Source organism: Salmonella sp. 3C, assembly GCF_025426275.1.
GTDB lineage: Bacteria > Pseudomonadota > Gammaproteobacteria > Enterobacterales > Enterobacteriaceae > Salmonella > Salmonella enterica.
The window spans coordinates 4,369,945-4,389,120 of sequence record NZ_CP104858.1; the positions used below are offsets into that span (position 1 = coordinate 4,369,945).

Annotated in this window: 23 protein-coding genes and 1 pseudogene; 4 read left to right on the top strand and 20 right to left on the bottom strand. The window is 44.9% G+C overall.

Going from position 1 to position 19,176, the window contains the following annotated elements:
• Positions 1-18 precede the first annotated feature (18 nt).
• From ssaL to spiC, 20 genes are all read right to left on the bottom strand, one after another.
• Entirely contained in the window at positions 19-1,035 is a 1,017-nt protein-coding gene (gene ssaL / locus N7E69_RS21155) for an SPI-2 type III secretion system apparatus protein SsaL (protein WP_000238880.1), read from the bottom strand.
• Positions 1,001-1,675 (bottom strand): SPI-2 type III secretion system apparatus protein SsaK, encoded by a 675-nt coding sequence (ssaK, locus tag N7E69_RS21160; protein WP_000011203.1) that lies wholly within the window; start codon positions 1,673-1,675, stop codon positions 1,001-1,003. The genes ssaL and ssaK overlap by 35 nt, the downstream gene beginning before the upstream one ends.
• The gene (locus N7E69_RS21165; protein ID WP_001526945.1) at positions 1,672-2,220 is read right to left on the bottom strand and encodes a type III secretion system domain-containing protein; all 549 of its coding nucleotides are present in this window, start codon (positions 2,218-2,220) and stop codon (positions 1,672-1,674) included. The genes ssaK and N7E69_RS21165 overlap by 4 nt, the downstream gene beginning before the upstream one ends.
• Positions 2,221-2,237: 17 nt before the next feature.
• Positions 2,238-2,987 carry an SPI-2 type III secretion system apparatus lipoprotein SsaJ gene (gene ssaJ / locus N7E69_RS21170; RefSeq protein ID WP_000862875.1) on the bottom strand — a complete coding sequence of 250 codons (750 nt, stop codon included), beginning with the start codon at positions 2,985-2,987 and terminating at the stop codon, positions 2,238-2,240.
• On the bottom strand, positions 2,984-3,232 hold the full coding sequence (gene ssaI, locus N7E69_RS21175) for a SctI family type III secretion system inner rod subunit SsaI (protein WP_001574409.1): 249 nt from the start codon (positions 3,230-3,232) through the stop codon (positions 2,984-2,986). Before ssaI ends, ssaJ begins: the two co-directional genes overlap by 4 nt.
• A gap of 11 nt (positions 3,233-3,243) precedes the next feature.
• Positions 3,244-3,534, bottom strand: a complete 291-nt coding sequence (locus N7E69_RS21180) for an EscG/YscG/SsaH family type III secretion system needle protein co-chaperone (protein WP_000444713.1) — start codon at positions 3,532-3,534, stop codon at positions 3,244-3,246.
• Positions 3,512-3,727: a type III secretion system needle filament protein SsaG gene (gene ssaG / locus N7E69_RS21185; protein ID WP_000350226.1), complete on the bottom strand. Its 216-nt coding sequence runs from the start codon at positions 3,725-3,727 to the stop codon at positions 3,512-3,514. The genes N7E69_RS21180 and ssaG overlap by 23 nt, the downstream gene beginning before the upstream one ends.
• Positions 3,728-3,820: 93 nt before the next feature.
• Entirely contained in the window at positions 3,821-4,510 is a 690-nt protein-coding gene (sseG, locus tag N7E69_RS21190) for a pathogenicity island 2 effector protein SseG (protein ID WP_000805846.1), read from the bottom strand.
• The gene (gene sseF, locus N7E69_RS21195; protein ID WP_000690716.1) at positions 4,507-5,289 is read right to left on the bottom strand and encodes a type III secretion systems effector SseF; all 783 of its coding nucleotides are present in this window, start codon (positions 5,287-5,289) and stop codon (positions 4,507-4,509) included. The genes sseG and sseF overlap by 4 nt, the downstream gene beginning before the upstream one ends.
• 15 nt (positions 5,290-5,304) lie before the next feature.
• On the bottom strand, positions 5,305-5,739 hold the full coding sequence (sscB, locus tag N7E69_RS21200) for a SycD/LcrH family type III secretion system chaperone SscB (protein WP_000979963.1): 435 nt from the start codon (positions 5,737-5,739) through the stop codon (positions 5,305-5,307).
• Positions 5,740-5,790: 51 nt separating this feature from the next.
• On the bottom strand, positions 5,791-6,207 hold the full coding sequence (sseE, locus tag N7E69_RS21205; RefSeq protein WP_000249606.1) for an LcrR family type III secretion system chaperone SseE: 417 nt from the start codon (positions 6,205-6,207) through the stop codon (positions 5,791-5,793).
• Positions 6,208-6,209: 2 nt separating this feature from the next.
• Positions 6,210-6,797 carry an SPI-2 type III secretion system translocon protein SseD gene (gene sseD / locus N7E69_RS21210; protein WP_000388329.1) on the bottom strand — a complete coding sequence of 196 codons (588 nt, stop codon included), beginning with the start codon at positions 6,795-6,797 and terminating at the stop codon, positions 6,210-6,212.
• A gap of 15 nt (positions 6,798-6,812) precedes the next feature.
• Positions 6,813-8,267: an SPI-2 type III secretion system translocon protein SseC gene (gene sseC, locus N7E69_RS21215; RefSeq protein WP_001079751.1), complete on the bottom strand. Its 1,455-nt coding sequence runs from the start codon at positions 8,265-8,267 to the stop codon at positions 6,813-6,815.
• A 2-nt stretch (positions 8,268-8,269) separates the two neighbouring features.
• On the bottom strand, positions 8,270-8,743 hold the full coding sequence (gene sscA / locus N7E69_RS21220) for a SycD/LcrH family type III secretion system chaperone SscA (protein WP_000711026.1): 474 nt from the start codon (positions 8,741-8,743) through the stop codon (positions 8,270-8,272).
• Positions 8,740-9,330 (bottom strand): SPI-2 type III secretion system translocon protein SseB, encoded by a 591-nt coding sequence (gene sseB, locus N7E69_RS21225; RefSeq protein WP_000094422.1) that lies wholly within the window; start codon positions 9,328-9,330, stop codon positions 8,740-8,742. The genes sscA and sseB overlap by 4 nt, the downstream gene beginning before the upstream one ends.
• A 6-nt stretch (positions 9,331-9,336) precedes the next feature.
• Positions 9,337-9,663 (bottom strand): SPI-2 type III secretion system chaperone SseA, encoded by a 327-nt coding sequence (sseA, locus tag N7E69_RS21230; RefSeq protein ID WP_000972855.1) that lies wholly within the window; start codon positions 9,661-9,663, stop codon positions 9,337-9,339.
• A 202-nt stretch (positions 9,664-9,865) separates the two neighbouring features.
• Positions 9,866-10,108, bottom strand: coding sequence for a YscE family type III secretion system co-chaperone SsaE (gene ssaE, locus N7E69_RS21235; protein ID WP_000210202.1), 243 nt, complete (start codon positions 10,106-10,108; stop codon positions 9,866-9,868).
• Positions 10,109-10,115: 7 nt separating this feature from the next.
• Positions 10,116-11,327: a SctD family type III secretion system inner membrane ring subunit SsaD gene (ssaD, locus tag N7E69_RS21240; protein WP_000323791.1), complete on the bottom strand. Its 1,212-nt coding sequence runs from the start codon at positions 11,325-11,327 to the stop codon at positions 10,116-10,118.
• Positions 11,308-12,801, bottom strand: a complete 1,494-nt coding sequence (gene spiA, locus N7E69_RS21245) for an SPI-2 type III secretion system protein SpiA (RefSeq protein WP_000261279.1) — start codon at positions 12,799-12,801, stop codon at positions 11,308-11,310. The genes ssaD and spiA overlap by 20 nt, the downstream gene beginning before the upstream one ends.
• 1 nt (position 12,802) lies before the next feature.
• Positions 12,803-13,204, bottom strand: coding sequence for an SPI-2 type III secretion system protein SpiC (gene spiC, locus N7E69_RS21250; protein ID WP_001562740.1), 402 nt, complete (start codon positions 13,202-13,204; stop codon positions 12,803-12,805).
• Positions 13,205-13,604: 400 nt separating this feature from the next.
• Here spiC and N7E69_RS21255 point away from each other — a divergent pair, with 400 nt between their 5' ends.
• The 4 genes and pseudogenes from N7E69_RS21255 (at position 13,605) to mlrB (ending at position 19,073) form a co-directional block, all read left to right on the top strand.
• The gene (locus N7E69_RS21255) at positions 13,605-16,367 is read left to right on the top strand and encodes a two component system sensor kinase (protein WP_001050775.1); all 2,763 of its coding nucleotides are present in this window, start codon (positions 13,605-13,607) and stop codon (positions 16,365-16,367) included.
• Positions 16,368-16,397: 30 nt separating this feature from the next.
• Positions 16,398-17,036: a two component system response regulator gene (locus N7E69_RS21260; protein WP_000666335.1), complete on the top strand. Its 639-nt coding sequence runs from the start codon at positions 16,398-16,400 to the stop codon at positions 17,034-17,036.
• Between the two features lie 178 nt (positions 17,037-17,214).
• Positions 17,215-17,942: pseudogene (locus N7E69_RS21265) on the top strand (MerR family transcriptional regulator).
• Positions 17,943-18,113: 171 nt separating this feature from the next.
• Positions 18,114-19,073 (top strand): transcriptional regulator MlrB, encoded by a 960-nt coding sequence (gene mlrB, locus N7E69_RS21270; protein ID WP_001060733.1) that lies wholly within the window; start codon positions 18,114-18,116, stop codon positions 19,071-19,073.
• Positions 19,074-19,176: the final 103 nt, after the last annotated feature.

The window sequence follows — 19,176 nt, forward strand, 5'->3', positions numbered from 1 at the left end:
AATATTGAAAGCCAGGTATCAGAATAAAACCTGATTTATCTTTACTTCACGAAGCGTTTCGAGAATTTGTTCACGTTGATCTTCGTCGTTAAAACAGTTATCGGGTATCAGCATAAACTGCGCATCAAGTTGTTGGAGTAACCGATTGAACATCTTCGATGAAGAAACTATAGCGGTAAGTCTATCAAGCAACCAATCACTGAAAAGCCAGCGCTCACAAATAATATCGAGTAGTAGCGGCAGTAATGTATTAGGCGGCAACTGGCAAATCCACTCCTCACGCTGGCACTCTTTTTCAAGGCCAAGGAATAACAGCAAACGACGCAAACGTACTAATGCTGCGGCCAAACGACTTTGCTCCGAGGGTTCGATGCATATGCTAAGCTCAAAGGCTATTGCTCTTAGCAAAATACGGACCCGTTCACAGCGATCCGGCCAGTCTGCCACGCGTCTGAACCACTGCGATAAGGGCATTTCATCGTTGTCTATCGCCTGTTGCATAAAACGCTTCAGCGAGGACAGCGTAGCGGTATCCACTTCGCCAAGTTCCAGTAAACTAAAAACGGCAAGTTCCCATCCCTCCTCCGCTGTAAGCGTATCCAGTTGCGATTGCAAATCGCGTTTTTTCTTTTTTGACAACCCGCCGGCAGTAAGCGCCATTGCAAGAGCGATAATTTGATACGCATTCTGTAAATCAGGATCACTATTCTCTTCGGTAAGCGGACGCAACGCTGCCCCATTATCCTCCTGTATTTGTTTTATCAAACGCAGCAAAGCCTGCTGCCTGCGCTCCAGTTTCTCAGCATCAGTGAATTTATTACTTTCGCGCAGTTTACCACTCAGCGCCATTCCTATTTCTTCCATCGTCTCATAGAGCGCTGCCCCCGTCGTTTCCTGTAACTCCTGGAGAGCTAACATTGAAGGCGAAATAACCTCTTGTTCCTCTATAACCTGGCCAGGGGTAAATGCTGTAGGGGGCGTCATTTTTATCTCATTAATTTTAATATTCATCGCTACCTCTTTTATCTTCACCATTACGTAACCATTTCAGTAACGCGTTGAAATGACGAGAAAGTGAAAACTCAACGGCATATCGTGTTGAGGAAAGTTCAGCCTGATCGGGAGAGAAACCAGGCTCGATAATCAACGTAAACCGCTTGCCAAAAGTTTCACGCATCAATGCCTCTTTTTCAGGATGAATACGCAAATAAAGCGCTCCCTCTTCCGCCATAGCCGTGGCCTGGCGTGCCAGACGATGGCACATAACACTGTCTACCGACTGTTGGTCGAACCAGGCCAACAGAACCTGTTCTATACTATTTTTAATATGATGCGCTGCGTGATCGACCAATGAACGAAATTGATTTTCATCTTCTTGTAAATGTTTTACATGCTGTTCCAACCATTCCACTTCCATTTTTTCCAGCGTATTTTTACGCAAGCACGCTAGTTCTTGTTGCTGCTCAACTTTCTGTTCACGCTGATAACGATAGGCGTCTCGGATGATTTTTTCAGCCTTACGGTAAGCGGAGCTCACAATAGCATGTGAAACTCTCTTAGCTTGTTGCTCTTGCGCAAATAAAGTTAATTGTAATGTTATCCACTGTGACTCAATAATATTTCGAGCGGGTAGCTTATGGTTAATTTCCGTCAGAGGAAGTGAAGTAAAACTCATAGCAAATGCTCCATGAAGATAATCTCGGTAAGAGAAGTCTTCGGCCAAAGTATACGCTGCGGAGGGGGTAATAATACTAATAGCGCATGTAAAACCGCATCGTCATGCGCTTCCCGATTAAGAATGGCGGTACCGATCTGCAATGCAGTTTGTTGCATCACTTGCGGAGGAAGTAATTTGCCATCTCTTTGCCCCAACCAACCATATAGCTGCCAGATCTCATCCTCGCTAAACCACTGTAGAAGCAATTGCCGATACTCTGGTAGCATAAAATAGTCACTACACCTGAGTTTGAATAATCCCAGCCCAAAGGCAAATGCCGATATACGCGGCGCAAGACGAACCTGCCGTTTTTGCCTGTCATTTAAACAGGCTGGAATAACAGAGCTTCCTCTTAGTCTATTTAACGCTCTGTCAAGAAGACGATCCAACTCGGGCCGATCGCCATAACGCCAGCAGTTTGAAAGATGAAAGCCCAGCTTATCCAGCCATTCCGGTACAGCGTAACGAGCAGGTTGCCAGAAATAACGATAAAGTTGCAACACCTCGGGATCAGGTCGGCTCAAAAACGGCGTCTCAGGCAAAAATAGCCGATCAGGATGCCCACTCCTAATAACAGTCCTGTCAACAATAACATCAACTGATAAGGGTATTTCATCAACCACTTCACCACCTTCCCTTTATTGGCGTTGATAACGTCCATAATCCAGAATGTTTGTCTCGCGGGTACGTCAGCTACCATTCTGAATTCAGCAGGCTGCATCAAGATACTAATCTTACTGTATTGCAACCCAGGGATTGACATCTCTATTAAATCCTTAATTTTTACCCGAAAGGCCTCCATATTGACCTGTGGTGAATATTTTATAAATACGGCAACTGAGCTCGGAGAAGCGTTACTTCCCTCATCATAAGTCGGTAGCGCAATGGTCACTTTTGCATTAATCACGCCCTCCATCTGACTCAGCATTCCTTCAATTCTTTGTTCTTTTAAAAAATTAATCTTCTGCTGTTCTTCCTGGGGTGATACCACTAACTGATTAGCCGGAAACATCTTATCCGCCGTTGTAAACTGACGATGCGGATAACCGTTAAGTCTAAGTAGCTCAACCGCATTAATAAACTGCGACTGCTCGACACGTAAGGTAACACCGTCCTCTTCCTGTTTTTTTTCCGCATCAATATGATGCTGCATAAGTAATGCCAGCATTTGATTCGCCTCATCCTCTGGCAATGAGCGATAAAGATCCACATCACATGCCGTAAGAAAGAACGTAAGGACAGTAAGAAATACTATACGATGAACCTTCATGCCATGTTATCCAGCTTATTAAGCGCTTGCGATGCTGCGCCTGATATTCTGGCAAGATAATCGACGCCTACCGTTAACTGCATATAATCCATTTGTCTGGTCAACATAACCTGCGGTAATAAAGCACTGGCGTTACTGGTGGATGCTTCATCTTTCAGCAATTGTTCAAAAAAATTAATTTGCTCCTGGCTCGGTTCTGCAGAGGACTTTACATAAGATTGAGTGCTTACAGGCACTACGCTCATATCAGAAATATTCAATTTTCAAACCCCTCATTTGGTGCAGGAAATAACAGACGCAGCGCCATAGCCTCTGGCAAATCTATATCCGATAAAATTTTCGCGGCTTTTAGCGGCTCATTTAAACCCGCCAACAATAATGCCAGACATACCAACTGTAATTTTTTATCCGGAACAATAACCGTTAGCGCTGGTAACATCGCATGTACCTGGGAAATCAGGCTATGGTTAACGCCCGCAAACATGATTTCCAGCAGCAACCGTCGAACATCGTCGCTAATAACTTCAGATTTTAGCAATGATTCCACTAAGCATATCCTTGATCATTTTGATCAGTGAACTTTCGTAATTAATAAATGTAGAATACTGCTGTAAGGCAAATTGCGCTTTAATCATCGATTCTGGGTTGAGCAAATCATTACCATTCATTTTGTCATTAATGGCCTGGCCTGCCTGGTGCGCCATGTGGGAGAGCATATCCACTAATTGTGCAATATCCATAATGCTTTTCCTTAAAATAAATACATCGTAAGGATACTGGCAACATAGCAAAATTTAGAAAGCAATGAACATCCGGTATATACCTGAAAACGATTACTCCGGCGCACGTTGTTCTGGCGTTACCTGAGCCAGCAAACGATATAATGGGCTGCTGACCTGCATACCGGTCATTGCCATCCCATCCATACCGAAGCGAGTAAAACTCATTAGTCCATAGGTAATATCATTAAGACGCTCTAATAAATGAGGCTGTAGTCCCAAACTACCACTCCAGTATGAATGCGTCATTACCGTCGCGGTTAAGGCTAATCTACCGCCCAGGGAGACGGCTTTAGCAATCGCCATACTTTTGCGTTGATTGGCGAAACAATTAGCAATATAAAAAACGGCATTGCCTATACTGTCGTGAGCCATAGGCAAATGATGTTTATGATGGTAGATAAGACAGGCGACATCCGCGATGGCAATAGCAAGGCCAATCCCTGCCAGGGCTACGAGCGGCGCGCCTCCACCACTTAGCACTGTTAATGCTATTCCAGCGGAACAGCATAAAATCTGTCCGCCCAAAATAACCGTTTGCCAACTAAAAATTTCTTTTGGAAAACACTCTATCACTCGTTTCGCAAGTCCGGCCAATAACCGCTCTTTTCCTTGTTGAGGACCTATTCTACCACTCTCCATATTGGTTTCCGGATGTGGCAATGAGGGACATGGAGGTGATTCCTCAGGCGCGTTAACAGGACGTTGCCCTCCTACCTGAGCATTTGGGCTAACAGGTTTCATGGTTCTCCCCGAGATGTATGACCAGAACTGTCCATTAATGCAGGTGCAGTAGCAGATTGACAGAGCGCTGCCATTTGTTCCGCCAATAACGCACTGGGATCGGCATAAAGTTCATCAACAGAATTTTCCTGATCGTCGCCAGAGATGCGGGCAAGGCAATAATCCAGTACCGCACCTATCGCCGTCAGGCTAACGGAGGTAATTACACTCCCCATGTCCAAAGAGGCCGCAATATTTTCAGCCGCGGGCAGTGGAAACTGTAGGGGTAAAACCAACATAGAAATAGCGATTCCTGAACGTATTAATAAAGAAAGACAATTAGCAAGGGTGTTAGCGCAGTTAAGACTTGCCCCACATTTTAAGGCCAGCGCACTGACCACAAGAGCAACGCTATCACTGGCGGTTTGTAATGGCTCCTTTTGCTGACATATCGATTGATAATTATGATACGCACAGCAAGCATCCCCAATAGCAATCACGAGCGCCGCCCCCGCAAGAATAGCAATGGGTAATCCTGCCCCGCCAGAAATTACCGCTGCAGCAACCGATAACCCAAACACGACTGTCGCACCCAGCGCACGAATAGTGTATTGCATAAAATGTATAGCATAATCCCTCTGCTGCCTTATTTGTTCAGGCGTAAGCAGCACAGGGGCTGCGGGGGTACCAGGCGCTGGAATTTCAGGGGGAGGAAACGATACCTCCTTCGCTTGTATATCGGAAGGAGGACTATTACCATCGACTATATTACTTGCCGCTGACGGAATATGAATTTTCATATTTCGTTCTGTTATTTAAGCAATAAGAGTATCAACCATTATTTGCGCATTCTGGCGAATCTCACTCCATGAGGCATCCGCATAACTCATCTTGATTGCGGTTTGAAAAGCCTCTCTCGCCAACCCGGGTTCCCCCATCATTTTGAGACAGACGCCCGTTTGGTAAACCGGTTCTGGATGGCTGGCATCCAGCATCAAGGCATGTCCATAGAAATTAATGGCCGTCGTGTATTCTTTAAGCATCATCCAGGTGCCAGCCAATGCAATATGGGCACGCCAACTCCATGGCTGGGCCATCACCAGCCAACTAAAATCGATTACGGCGCGCGAATAATCCCCCTCCTGCCATGAGGCGTAACCACTGGCATAAACGGTTTCCGGATCAACGGATAATAGCTGTTTCAGAATGTCTTCGGGTATTTTATTTTTCTGATCTTCTTTCATCATCATACCTATTGATTGTTATTTTCACGTGATAATGATTTACGTCAGGAAGGTCATTTAAAAACGTCGCTGGATAAGATGCTCGGCGGATAAAACTGTCCAGTTATCGCCATCAAGCTGTGTAAAGGTCGCTCCCATTACTGTCAGGATGCGCAATAATTTCCTGCGTAGCATGGCTTTTTTTTCATCCAGAACGTCGGTGATTATCAACATCTTTAAACATGTTAACTGCGGGTGATGCACAAATATCCCGCGTAAAAGTCCCAGTAAGTGAAACAATTGCTGTGGTCGAGGTTGCCCGGGCGTCAGGCGCCTGAACTCACAAATAATCATTTCTTTTGCCTCAATACGATAGATCACCAGGTAAGGCGATAATATAAACTGCTGCCCAAGTAATATGGCGGTCTCCCCTAAATATGCAGGCTCAGTAAACACCTGATGCCGACGCAACCATTGCTCTATTTCTTGCACCATATTTACCTCGTTAATGCCCGGAGTATTTCAGCAAGAACCGTGACCAGTGACGACCCCACGCCGATGATTTGCTGCATAATTTCAGTTGCTTTCTCCATAATGTCCGTCAGGGATTTATTATAAGATTGGGCCCCATTTTGTTGCAGGTCGGCAATCGCTTTATCTTGATCACTTTGACGTTGCGCTACACCGGCCCCCAGGCCCATGACTCCCCCAGCGGTGTGTCCTACGGCTTGACCCGCTATAAGACCGGTTTCCCCGCCTACAGCCCCTAATCCTATCGTCAGCACTCCCGACAACATGGCGCCACCCGCAGTAATCATTGATGCTTTAAACGCTTGATCAATTGTTTTCATTTGCGTCTGCAAAACATTGACTTGCAGTTCCCAGGACAGTCGTTGTTTTTCTACGTTATAGCTGCGCATGATATCGCGCAGCTTTTTGGCAAGCTCCATTAGCTTCATCCAGATATCATCAAATAACAGAAGCATTGATTCAGTACCCATTCCCTCCCCGGAGGGAGATGGAGTGGAAGAAGGCGTTAACAAGGAAGGCGCTGGTAATACCAGTGCTACGTTACTCGCTTCCATATTTTTATCCTCAGATTAAGCGCGCCAGCCAGCTATTCTCGCCTGAACGCTACTATAGTGATCAATGGTATCTAATACATCTCTAAGCGCGGCACCGCTACCCTTATAAAGCTCCTCTAAGCGTTTTTGTTCTATCTTTTTTTGGTCATCCGTTTGTTGCATTATGAAATCCAGAAACCGTTGCTGAGTTATTAATTGCTCTATTTTCTTTTCAAGCTTCGCTTTTTCTGTGTTAACCATGCCAGTATTCATCTGATTGGCACCCTCGGTTGCACATCTGATAGCCTGTAAGCCTTTAAATGAACAATCCCTCAGTAAGGCATACAGGATTTTTTTGAACATATTGAAGAGAACTTTATTACGAAAATTTTTTAACAGAAACTTTTCCCCTTCTTGCACACATTTTTCCAGGGCTTCTTTTGCCGCTTCTTTTGCCATGGCTTTCACCCCCTCTTTCGTAAAGCTTTTTCCCGCGCTTCGCGTCATATTATTTTCTACGTTACGAGAAAACTCGGCAGCCTCCTCTGCCATCTCATTCGCCATAGCCATTTCACGTTCAAGCGGCTCAAATTGTTTGGAAAAACTTTCGCTCACTTCTTCGCCAAACTTTTCAGCCAACGCCTCTATTTCTGCTTCCCCTGCACCTACCATACGCTCAACCATTTCCTCGCCAAAACCGGAGTCAAGCACTTTTGCAGCTGCGCCAGATAAACCTCTCGTCGCCATAAAAGCACGGCCAATCTGGAAAACATCCAGTGCCAGCGCGACGGCTTCACAACCAAATTGAATCTTACTTGTCACGTCAATAATCGCCTGACAGGTATCGTGGTCAGCACCGCACATCATTGCCGTTTCGGCTCCGGCTTTAACCATTCCTGCACAACCTGCGGCCATATAAGCTACGCCGCTAGCCATTTCTGCGGGATTACCGGACAGAAAACCTTCCACAACTTTTAAGGCGCCAATCACGGTTTCAAATATGCCGGTAATCCAGTCAAAAATAGCGCCAAAAATGCCCGCTTTACGCGCTTTATCCTCCTGCTCTATCGCTTTCTGGATCTGCTCCTGATACTCCTTTACCTGCTTATCACGTAATGCATTTTGCACCTCAGTTGCCCGCTCAAGCTGTTGGCATAACGATTGAGCGTTATTACCAAAAACGCTGAGTATTAATGTCGTCATCAACATTGATAAAACCGCGGGATTGGTCTGCAAAAAGTCAGGCAATGATGGACGCTTATGATTTCCGGGTACGGCATCAAGCAGTTGCTTCAACGCATTGCTTGCCTCCTGAAGACTAATTTTCCCGGATAGCAGACACGCGGCGTTGCCATCGCCAAAAGTAGAATTCACACGATGCTGGCGCTTTCCCAGCGAACCCGAGGAAACGCAACTGACATTGCTTAAGTGATGATGTGTTAAGGCGGTTACTCCTGCGGCGCTATCGCTATTACTGTGAATTCGATTCATTTTTAGCTCCTGTCAGAAAGTTGCTGTAACATCTTTTCTGCACGCTGTCGGAGAATTTGATGTTCACTGACCTCGCCGCAAATACGCACCACGGCCTTTAACGCTTTGATTGCATAATAGACGTTATCACACGCGAGATAGCATTCCGCTGCGGCCCATGGCGCCTGCGGCGCATCAATCTTAATTTGTGCCGCGCGTCCATAAGCGTATATCGCTTCCCCCCAATGTTTTTGAGCCTGGCAGCATTCCCCTAACCTAAACCAGTAGTCAAATGACCAGGCATCATATATCGTCAACAATTGAAAAAGTCGCGCTGCGCCGGCGAACTCTTTTACCTCCATAAGCTGCATGGCATAGCGATACAGAGTATTAAGCGGCTGTGTAACATCGTCATCCAACAACATACGCAGCGAGCCGCCACGCCGGAAAAACCGCATCGTGTCATGTGCCTGTTGTAGGGTCGGGTCTTTTTTCATGAGTACGTTTTCTGCGCTATCATACTGGAAATTTCCCCCCACTTACTGATAAGCCCTGTCAGTTGGGTAAGGACAGCGTTAAGCTCCTGAGACATTTTTTGAATTGTTATCTGCCCCTGACTCATAAGATCGGTATTCCGGTTGGCGTCATTATCCAAAGCCGCTTTGATCGCCTGTAGGCCACCTTTATCCAGCTTCCCATGATCGCCATATTTAGCCATATAATCATCAATGGTCATACCATCGATGAGAATACCATTATCACGCATGTATTTAATTACATCCTCAGGCACCTCCTCTTTGGTTTTAGCATCCCCTTTGGCTGCTTTAGCAATCACCTCATCCATCTCATTTGACTTTTCCTGGGTATTTCTGGCACGTTCAGCGTTCTTCTGGACTTCAATAAATTTATTATTTGCGATAGCCTGAATAACCATAAGGAGAATAAGCAAAACACCATACCCTTCGGCAAACGGATTTTGCTGGGATAAGTCATCCTGGCTCCCGGTATCAGCGTTGCTGACGCCGAAGCTATTTTTAAACACAATAGGGTTTTGACTTCCCCATAAGATGTTTCCTGAAGACATTATGCTTTACCTTTTTGTTTTTCCTGACGGTATCTCCACCGGGGCTTGAGCATTAAGTTGTTTCAGTCGTACTTCAAGTTGTTTAAACAAACTTACTATTTTCTTTAAATCCTTCTCGGCCTCCTGGTTAACCCCGGCAACGCCTTGTGGAAATAGGTTATGAAGAATACTCTCTGTCTCTCTGCTCTTTTTGGGGCTCTCTGCCCTTTCAGCAAGCTGTTGACTCACCTTAGCCCGGATTTGGTGAAATTTTTTAAGACAGTGATTTAGCTGCATGTAACTTTGCTCTAAATCACGATATTCACTAAACGCAGCCTTTTTCTTTATCATCATTCCCCTCCATATACACGATAGATAATTAACGTGCTAACTAAGAGTCTATCCCATTAGGGCTATTTTACTTGCCATTTTGAACCTGGGCAGTGCTCAAAATCCTCACGTACTACGTGTACGCTCCGGTTTTTGCGCGCTATCCGTGTCCAAACTGGCTGCGCCAATTAACGCCTGGTGGGATAGGCTCTAAGATATTTTTACTTTACTCTTGCTCACTCACTACAAGTGCGCTGTTATGGTAACGATAATAAATAATGTTGATGATATTTTCGGCCTGCTCGATCGCTTCAAGCAATAAGGTGTTTTGCTGATATTGCTGCGGATCCTGTAACTTGCCGTTGTTCTCTTCTAACTGTTTCCGGGCAGCCCTTAATTGTAAAATTATGCCTTTGGCCTCTTCACGCGAATGAAGCAGCAAATCTTCTAACCGGGTCAAAGTTGTCATTTTCCACTCACTTAAAATCTAATGGATAGTTAATCAAAGTATCATAATGTTTAATCGTTACCACATCGGCACTCAGATGGACAATTTCTCCCCCATTGGGTAACAATGCCCCTACACGTAAACGCTCTTTATTCGTCAGTAATAAGTAATTACCATGGCGACTCTGTACAAAGCCAGCCACTGGCGCAGGCAGATACTTGCTTTCATCATGGGAAGGCGCAATATCCTGATAAATTAAAGAAAGAGCGGGATCCTTTTTCTTTAATGCTGCTAACGTTTCTTGCAAAATGCGTTGATGAGATTCATCCAGTACACCACTGATAACAAAAGAGCGCCGCATTGGCGTAACATTGACAAGCCCCACTAAACCGTTCTCTATTATCGCAGAAATAATATCATCTCCCTGAGACTGATGAGAGTGACTAATCTGCCAGTGCAATAACCCGGGAATATCTGCAAGTAATGGTTGAACCTTACGCCATTGCTGATCCATTTGTATATCATCATGAATTAACACGCTCCCCGGCCCTTCGCTGGATACTTCAGCATGCGGGTAACCCATTTTTATCAAAACATCCTGCACTTCTCGTACCAATAAGTCATCACAGATTACACCATCCCGATACATGACCCCCCATGATTCGAGAGTCGCTCTCACCTTTTGCATCTGTTCGCTTGACGAGCAATAACCGGACAGCTGCAGGCTGCCATCTTCTTTCCATTGCGCCCGCACATAATGAATATTGCTTTTGTCTAATAAAAACTTAACCCGCAAAGGTAAGTCATTTACCGTTTCAGGCTGACCACTAATACTTAACAGGACACCCATTCCACCGATGAAAATCAAGAATACGCCAGCCAACCACCAGTACCCTGATCTGGAAACGGGTATTTGATAATCAGCAAGTTCACAATCCTGTTTACCAAACGCGATAGCCACTCCCGCAACCTGCAAAACCCCACTGGATGGTAGCGGCTTATTTGGATTAAATCTGCGGCCATTAACTCTAACTCTGGCTTTCCCGGCATCAACAAATAAATTATCTGCCTGTTCTCTCAGAATAATTTTTTCATTTATAGTAAGCGGAATACAAATATCGCATCCTTTCTCCCCCAGTGACAGGTTACCTTCATTCAGCCATACTTCCCGGCCTTGTAAAACGTGACCTAAAAAACGTATTTTCCAGGAACTCTTTGGATTAACCATGAGATATGCCATTATTTACTACTGAGGCTTTAATCAAAAAAAGCCTGATTACACTATGTACTTGAGTCGTATCATTGCGAAACAAATGGCCTACGACAGGAATATCGCCCAATAAAGGAATTTTATTTTGCGAGTGGATTTGTTTACCTTGTTTAAATCCTCCCAGCAATAGACTTTGCCCGGCCAATAATGTGGCCTGCGAAGCAATTTCAGAATTTTGCACTTCGGGCAGCGGGTCTGTTTCGCTTTGCGTATCACTTTGTTGTCCATCCTGAATATTAAGATTAAGCATTATTTTTTGCGTGCCATTATCATTTAACAAGCGAGGTGTAACGCGCAACAAAGAACCCGTAGTGATGGATTCAAGTTTAGCCACTTTTTCTCCCTGCAGTTTGGTATAGAAAGTAATATTTTTATCCAGCACAGCCTGGATATTATTTAAAGTCACCACAGATGGCTGGGAAAGTACATAAGCCTGAGAGCTTTTTTCCAGGGCATTCAAACGCACCATAAAGTTTGAGGTATCGCTGATTACCGTTGAAAAACCGCTAGCACCACCGTCATTCAAACCTGTATTGAACGCAATTTTCTTGCCACCCAGCGACACTGCCGTTCCCCAGTCGATGCCTAACTGGTTAATATCTCCAGCATTAACATCGATAATTTTCACCGAAATCTCTATCATCTGCTGGCGTTGATCTAATTCTGTGATAAGTTTCCGATACCCGGCCATATTGGCCGCATAATCACGAACGATCACTGCATTCTGGCGTGGGTCGGCAGCAAACATGGGCAATGCCTGTGTAGCGGGTGAACCATTGTTCGTCGATGACGCCGGTACGCTGGTTTTACTCATCTCACGCAATACACTCACGACCCCTGGAACCACGACGGACTGATCGCGATATTGGTATTGGGTATCCATCGCAGTGGCATACTTAAGCGTGTATATACTTACACTCACCGCACTGTCTTTTCGTTTGATTAACGCATTATCCAGCACTGAAGCTAATTGACTAATACGAGTCAGGCAGCTGGGAACACCGCTCACCTCCACAGCTTTGGTACCGGTAATTTCTTTAACCTCGCATCCCGGTGATGAAAGGATATTCTGGCTGCGTAAGTAATGAATGAACCGTCCAGTAGATAAAATATTGAAAGTGATAACCTGATGTTTTAATAACGATGCAGGATATACATATAACATGCTGCCATCAAACCAGGTAAGCAAATCATATTGTGCTGCCAGGTTATTCAAAATATCGACCGGTGGTCCAGGCGGAATTTTTCCACTAAATGTAGCTGTTATCAATGGGCTAATAGTAATAGCCGTATCATAGTTCTCTGAGAGCAGATGTAAAACCTCTGCTAATGGCATTTGTCTGGCATAAAGGGTGAAGTCATTACCTTTCCATGATAACTCATCACTCTTTGCTGTATTGAGTATAAATAGTAAAATTAAGATTAAACGTTTATTTACTACCATTTTATACCCCACCCGAATAAAGTTTATGGTGATTGCGTATTACATTTTTTAAAATGCAAGTTAAAGCCAGGTGTTTTTCTATCTCAATAGCAATAAGCTCAGAGCTACTACTTGTGGTATAATAACCGTTTAACCATCCCCCATCCGCTGTGAGCTGTATAGCATAATCATGGACGTCCGGGTGTGCTGCAAGCAGTAGTGTCACATAGGCAAGACAAGGCTTAGGTAAGCTTTCCAGGTCATTTAAGAACAAAGAAATAGAAAATGCTTCTGAGAAAATTTCTCCTCTGGCAGGATGCCCATCAATAGTCATTATCCAGGATCGGCTATTACCTTCGGCCTTGATATCCTGAATTAATGGAATGCCTTTTAAAACTGCCAGCATGAATCCCTCCTCAGACATAAATGGGAGTTTCTATCAAATTCGCTCACAACCACATCCGTAAAAAGCCTGATTCACATTTATTTCGACTATACTTTTCTTGTACAATATCAGGATGCTGTCTACATATACCTTGTCACAGGCGATTCTATCATTCGGATTTTCCGATAAATTCACAATTACATTTTCAGCACTGACATAAAAACTTACAATTTGAAAAATTATTTATTAAATAAACTGTTACGATGTTTTTACATCGCCATCTTATTAAAAAGTAATTGTAGTCATCGACTGGGTTATATATGAAGAAATTTATCTTCCTAATGATAACACCATCGATTAATCTTCTGATGAAACTATATGTACTGCGATAGTGATCAAGTGCCAAAGATTTTGCAACAGGCAACTGGAGGGAAGCATTATGAATTTGCTCAATCTCAAGAATACGCTGCAAACATCTTTAGTAATCAGGCTAACTTTTTTATTTTTATTAACAACAATAATTATTTGGCTGCTATCTGTGCTTACCGCAGCTTATATATCAATGGTTCAGAAACGGCAGCATATAATAGAGGATTTATCCGTTCTATCCGAGATGAATATTGTACTAAGCAATCAACGGTTTGAAGAAGCTGAACGTGACGCTAAAAATTTAATGTATCAATGCTCATTAGCGACTGAGATTCATCATAACGATATTTTCCCTGAGGTGAGCCGGCATCTATCTGTCGGTCCTTCAAATTGCACGCCGACGCTAAACGGAGAGAAGCACCGTCTCTTTCTGCAGTCCTCTGATATCGATGAAAATAGCTTTCGTCGCGATAGTTTTATTCTTAATCATAAAAATGAGATTTCGTTATTATCTACTGATAACCCTTCAGATTATTCAACTCTACAGCCTTTAACGCGAAAAAGCTTTCCTTTATACCCAACCCATGCCGGGTTTTACTGGAGTGAACCAGAATACATAAACGGCAAAGGATGGCACGCTTCCGTTGCGGTTGCCGATCAGCAAGGCGTATTTTTTGGGGTGACGGTTAAACTTCCCGATCTCATTACTAAGAGCCACCTGCCATTAGATGATAGTATTCGAGTATGGCTGGATCAAAACAACCACTTATTGCCGTTTTCATACATCCCGCAAAAAATACGTACACAGTTAGAAAATGTAACGCTGCATGATGGATGGCAGCAAATTCCCGGATTTCTGATATTACGCACAACCTTGCATGGCCCCGGATGGAGTCTGGTTACGCTGTACCCATACGGTAATCTACATAATCGCATCTTAAAAATTATCCTTCAACAAATCCCCTTTACATTAACAGCATTGGTGTTGATGACGTCGGCTTTTTGCTGGTTACTACATCGCTCACTGGCCAAACCGTTATGGCGTTTTGTCGATGTCATTAATAAAACCGCAACTGCACCGCTGAGCACACGTTTACCAGCACAACGACTGGATGAATTAGATAGTATTGCCGGTGCTTTTAACCAACTGCTTGATACTCTACAAGTCCAATACGACAATCTGGAAAACAAAGTCGCAGAGCGCACCCAGGCGCTAAATGAAGCAAAAAAACGCGCTGAGCGAGCTAACAAACGTAAAAGCATTCATCTTACGGTAATAAGTCATGAGTTACGTACTCCGATGAATGGCGTACTCGGTGCGATTGAATTATTACAAACCACCCCTTTAAACATAGAGCAGCAAGGATTAGCTGATACCGCCAGAAATTGTACACTGTCTTTGTTAGCTATTATTAATAATCTGCTGGATTTTTCACGCATCGAGTCTGGTCATTTCACATTACATATGGAAGAAACAGCGTTACTGCCGTTACTGGACCAGGCAATGCAAACCATCCAGGGGCCAGCGCAAAGCAAAAAACTGTCATTACGTACTTTTGTCGGTCAACATGTCCCTCTCTATTTTCATACCGACAGTATCCGTTTACGGCAAATTTTGGTTAATTTACTCGGGAATGCGGTAAAATTTACCGAAACCGGAGGGATACGTCTGACGGTCAAGCGTCATGAGGAACAATTAATATTTCTGGTTAGCGATAGCGGTAAAGGGATTGAAATACAGCAGCAGTCTCAAATCTTTACTGCTTTTTATCAAGCAGACACAAATTCGCAAGGTACAGGAATTGGACTGACTATTGCGTCAAGCCTGGCTAAAATGATGGGCGGTAATCTGACACTAAAAAGTGTCCCCGGGGTTGGAACCTGTGTCTCGCTAGTATTACCCTTACAAGAATACCAGCCGCCTCAACCAATTAAAGGGACACTATCAGCGCCGTTCTGCCTGCATCGCCAACTGGCTTGCTGGGGAATACGCGGCGAACCACCCCACCAGCAAAATGCGCTTCTCAACGCAGAGCTTTTGTATTTCCCCGGAAAACTCTACGACCTGGCGCAACAGTTAATATTGTGTACACCAAATATACCAGTAATAAATAATTTGTTACCCCCCTGGCAGTTGCAGATTCTTTTGGTTGATGATGCCGATATTAATCGGGATATCATCGGCAAAATGCTTGTCAGCCTGGGACAACACGTCACTGTTGCCGCCAGTAGTAACGAGGCTCTGACTTTATCACAACAGCAGCGATTCGATTTAGTACTGATTGACATTAGAATGCCAGAAATAGATGGTATTGAATGTGTACAATTATGGCACGATGAGCCGAATAATTTAGATCCTGACTGCATGTTTGTGGCGCTATCCGCTAGCGTAGCGACAGAAGATATTCATCGTTGTAAAAAAAATGGGATTCATCATTACATTACCAAACCAGTGACATTGGCTACCTTAGCTCGCTATATCAGTATTGCCGCAGAATATCAACTTTTGCGAAATATAGAGCTACAGGAGCAGGATCCGAGTCGCTGCTCAGCGTTACTGGCGACAGATGATATGGTCATTAATAGCAAGATTTTCCAATCACTGGACCTCTTGCTGGCTGATATTGAAAATGCTGTATCGGCTGGACAAAAAATCGATCAGTTAATTCACACATTAAAAGGCTGTTTAGGTCAAATAGGGCAGACTGAATTGGTATGCTATGTCATAGACATTGAGAATCGCGTAAAAATGGGGAAAATCATCGCGCTGGAGGAACTAACCGACTTACGCCAGAAAATACGTATGATCTTCAAAAACTACACCACTACTTAATATTATCTTAATTTTCGCGAGGGCAGCAAAATGAAAGAATATAAGATCTTATTAGTAGACGATCATGAAATCATCATTAACGGCATTATGAATGCCTTATTACCCTGGCCTCATTTTAAAATTGTAGAGCATGTTAAAAATGGTCTTGAGGTTTATAATGCCTGTTGCGCATACGAGCCTGACATACTTATCCTTGATCTTAGCTTACCTGGCATCAATGGCCTGGATATCATTCCTCAATTACATCAGCGTTGGCCAGCAATGAATATTCTGGTTTACACAGCATACCAACAAGAGTATATGACCATTAAAACTTTAGCCGCAGGTGCTAATGGCTATGTTTTAAAAAGCAGTAGTCAGCAAGTTCTGTTAGCGGCATTGCAAACAGTAGCAGTAAACAAGCGTTACATTGACCCAACGTTGAATCGGGAAGCTATCCTGGCTGAATTAAACGCTGACACGACCAATCATCAACTGCTTACTTTGCGCGAGCGTCAGGTTCTTAAACTTATTGACGAGGGGTATACCAATCATGGGATCAGCGAAAAGCTACATATCAGTATAAAAACCGTCGAAACACACCGGATGAATATGATGAGAAAGCTACAGGTTCATAAAGTGACAGAGTTACTTAACTGTGCCCGAAGAATGAGGTTAATAGAGTATTAACCAGGGGCGTCCGATGGTATTAAGCATTGGTCATATTTTGATGAGCCTTACGCCACGCAGTATTGCTCATCATCGACAAAATCCATACGGATGCCCTGGTATGCCGCACCATTTATCACTACCTTAGTCTTCATTTGATCATGATATAGTAGAATCCCCTTATTTAACGAGCTTTACCATGTCGTATTCTATAGGCGAATTTGCCAGACTATGCGGTATCAATGCCGCCACGCTAAGGGCATGGCAGCGACGCTATGGTTTATTGAAACCGCAGCGTACTGATGGCGGGCATCGCTTATACAGCGATGACGATATTCGACAAGCGCTTAGCATCCTCGACTGGGTGAGAAAAGGCGTACCGATAAGCCAGGTCAAACCCTTACTGTCGCGTCCGGTCATTCGCCTGGCGATAACTGGATAACGATCCAGGAGACGATGCTCCAACATCTCCACGAAGGGCGAATTGACGCGCTGCGGCAGTTGATTTATGACTGTGGCCGGGAATATCCTCGCGCAGAACTGGTGACCCATTTATTGCGTCCGTTGCGCAGCAAAGTGTCCGCGCACCTTCCCGCCGTGATGACGCTGCGCGAAATACTGGATGGCATCATTATTGCTTACACCTCTTTTTGCCTTGAAGGCGACAGAAAAGCGCCTGGCAACAATGCCTTTATTAGCGGATGGCATCTCTCGGATCACTGTGAAATCTGGCTGGAAGCGTTGACTCGTACCGGACAAGAGCTGCGGCTCAATGTGCTTCCCTCTCCACCAGCCGCGCTGGCGCCCGAGCTGTTCGCCCAGAGAAAATGGTTCCTGGTGACCACCGGAAAGCTCACTGCCGGGCAGAAAAAACAGCTTGCCCAGTGGCGCAACGTGGTCGCTTCGCTGGAGGTTATCACGCTATAAGCGCTGAAATAGATTTCTTCCCTTCATTCTATCTTATTGATATTTAACTACGCAAAAAAAATCTCCGCGAAAACTTAGACAAAAAAACAAAGTTGTGTAAGTTTTAAATAAGCGTGAGATAACATTTTGCGCCATTGGCGTCAGTCGTCGTACTTTCAATAAGGGGGAATCATGAATAACAAACCCGTAGTCGGCATTAGCGGATGTCTGACTGGCGCCACGGTACGCTTTGATGGCGGACATAAGCGTATGGATTTTGTCATGAACTCTCTGGCGCCGTGGGTGGACTACAAACCGATCTGCCCGGAGGTGGCGATCGGCCTGCCCGTGCCTCGCCCTGCGCTGCGTCTTATCCAGACGACCTGTGGCGACATTCGGATGCGCTATAGCCATGCCCCGCACGATGACGTCACCGAGCGAATGAATGCCTTTGCCGATCGGTTTCTGCCAACAATAGGCGAACTGGCGGGGTTTATTGTGTGTGCAAAATCGCCCAGTTGCGGAATGGAGCGCGTTCGCCTGTATGATGAAAAGGGTAACAGGGGCCGCAAAGCTGGCACGGGGCTGTTTACCGCCGCGATGATGGACAAATATCCCTGGCTGCCGATAGAGGAAGATGGTCGCCTGCACGATCCGGTACTACGCGAGAATTTCATCGCACGTATCTTCGCGCTACATGAATTAAATGCGCTACGCGCGCAGGGCTTGAGTCGTCACAGTTTGCTCGCGTTTCATAGCCGATACAAACTTCAGCTTCTCGCCCACCACCAGGCCGGCTACCGCGAAATTGGCCCTTTCGTCGCGCGTCTGCATGAGTGGGGCGATCTGGATGCCTTCTTTGTCCGATACAGAGAAAAACTGATGGCTATCCTGCGCCACCCCGCTTCACGTAAAAATCACACCAATGTGCTGATGCATATCCAGGGCTATTTTCACCGCGCGTTGAACAGCAGGCAACGCGCGGAATTACGCGAGGTGATTCTCGGCTACCGGGCGGGCCAACTACCTATCCTGGCACCGTTAACGCTGCTGAAGCACTATCTGGCGGAACATCCAGATGACTATCTACGCAGCCAGAATTATTTTGAGCCGTACCCTGATACGTTAGGGCTGCGCTTAGCCATCACCTGATAACCCTGCGCATCGCTAACGGCGGGCAACCAGCCCGCCATGGTGACAATCGCGACGATTCAAAGGCGATGCCCACTAGCATTTCGTCATTGCCAACAGGCCG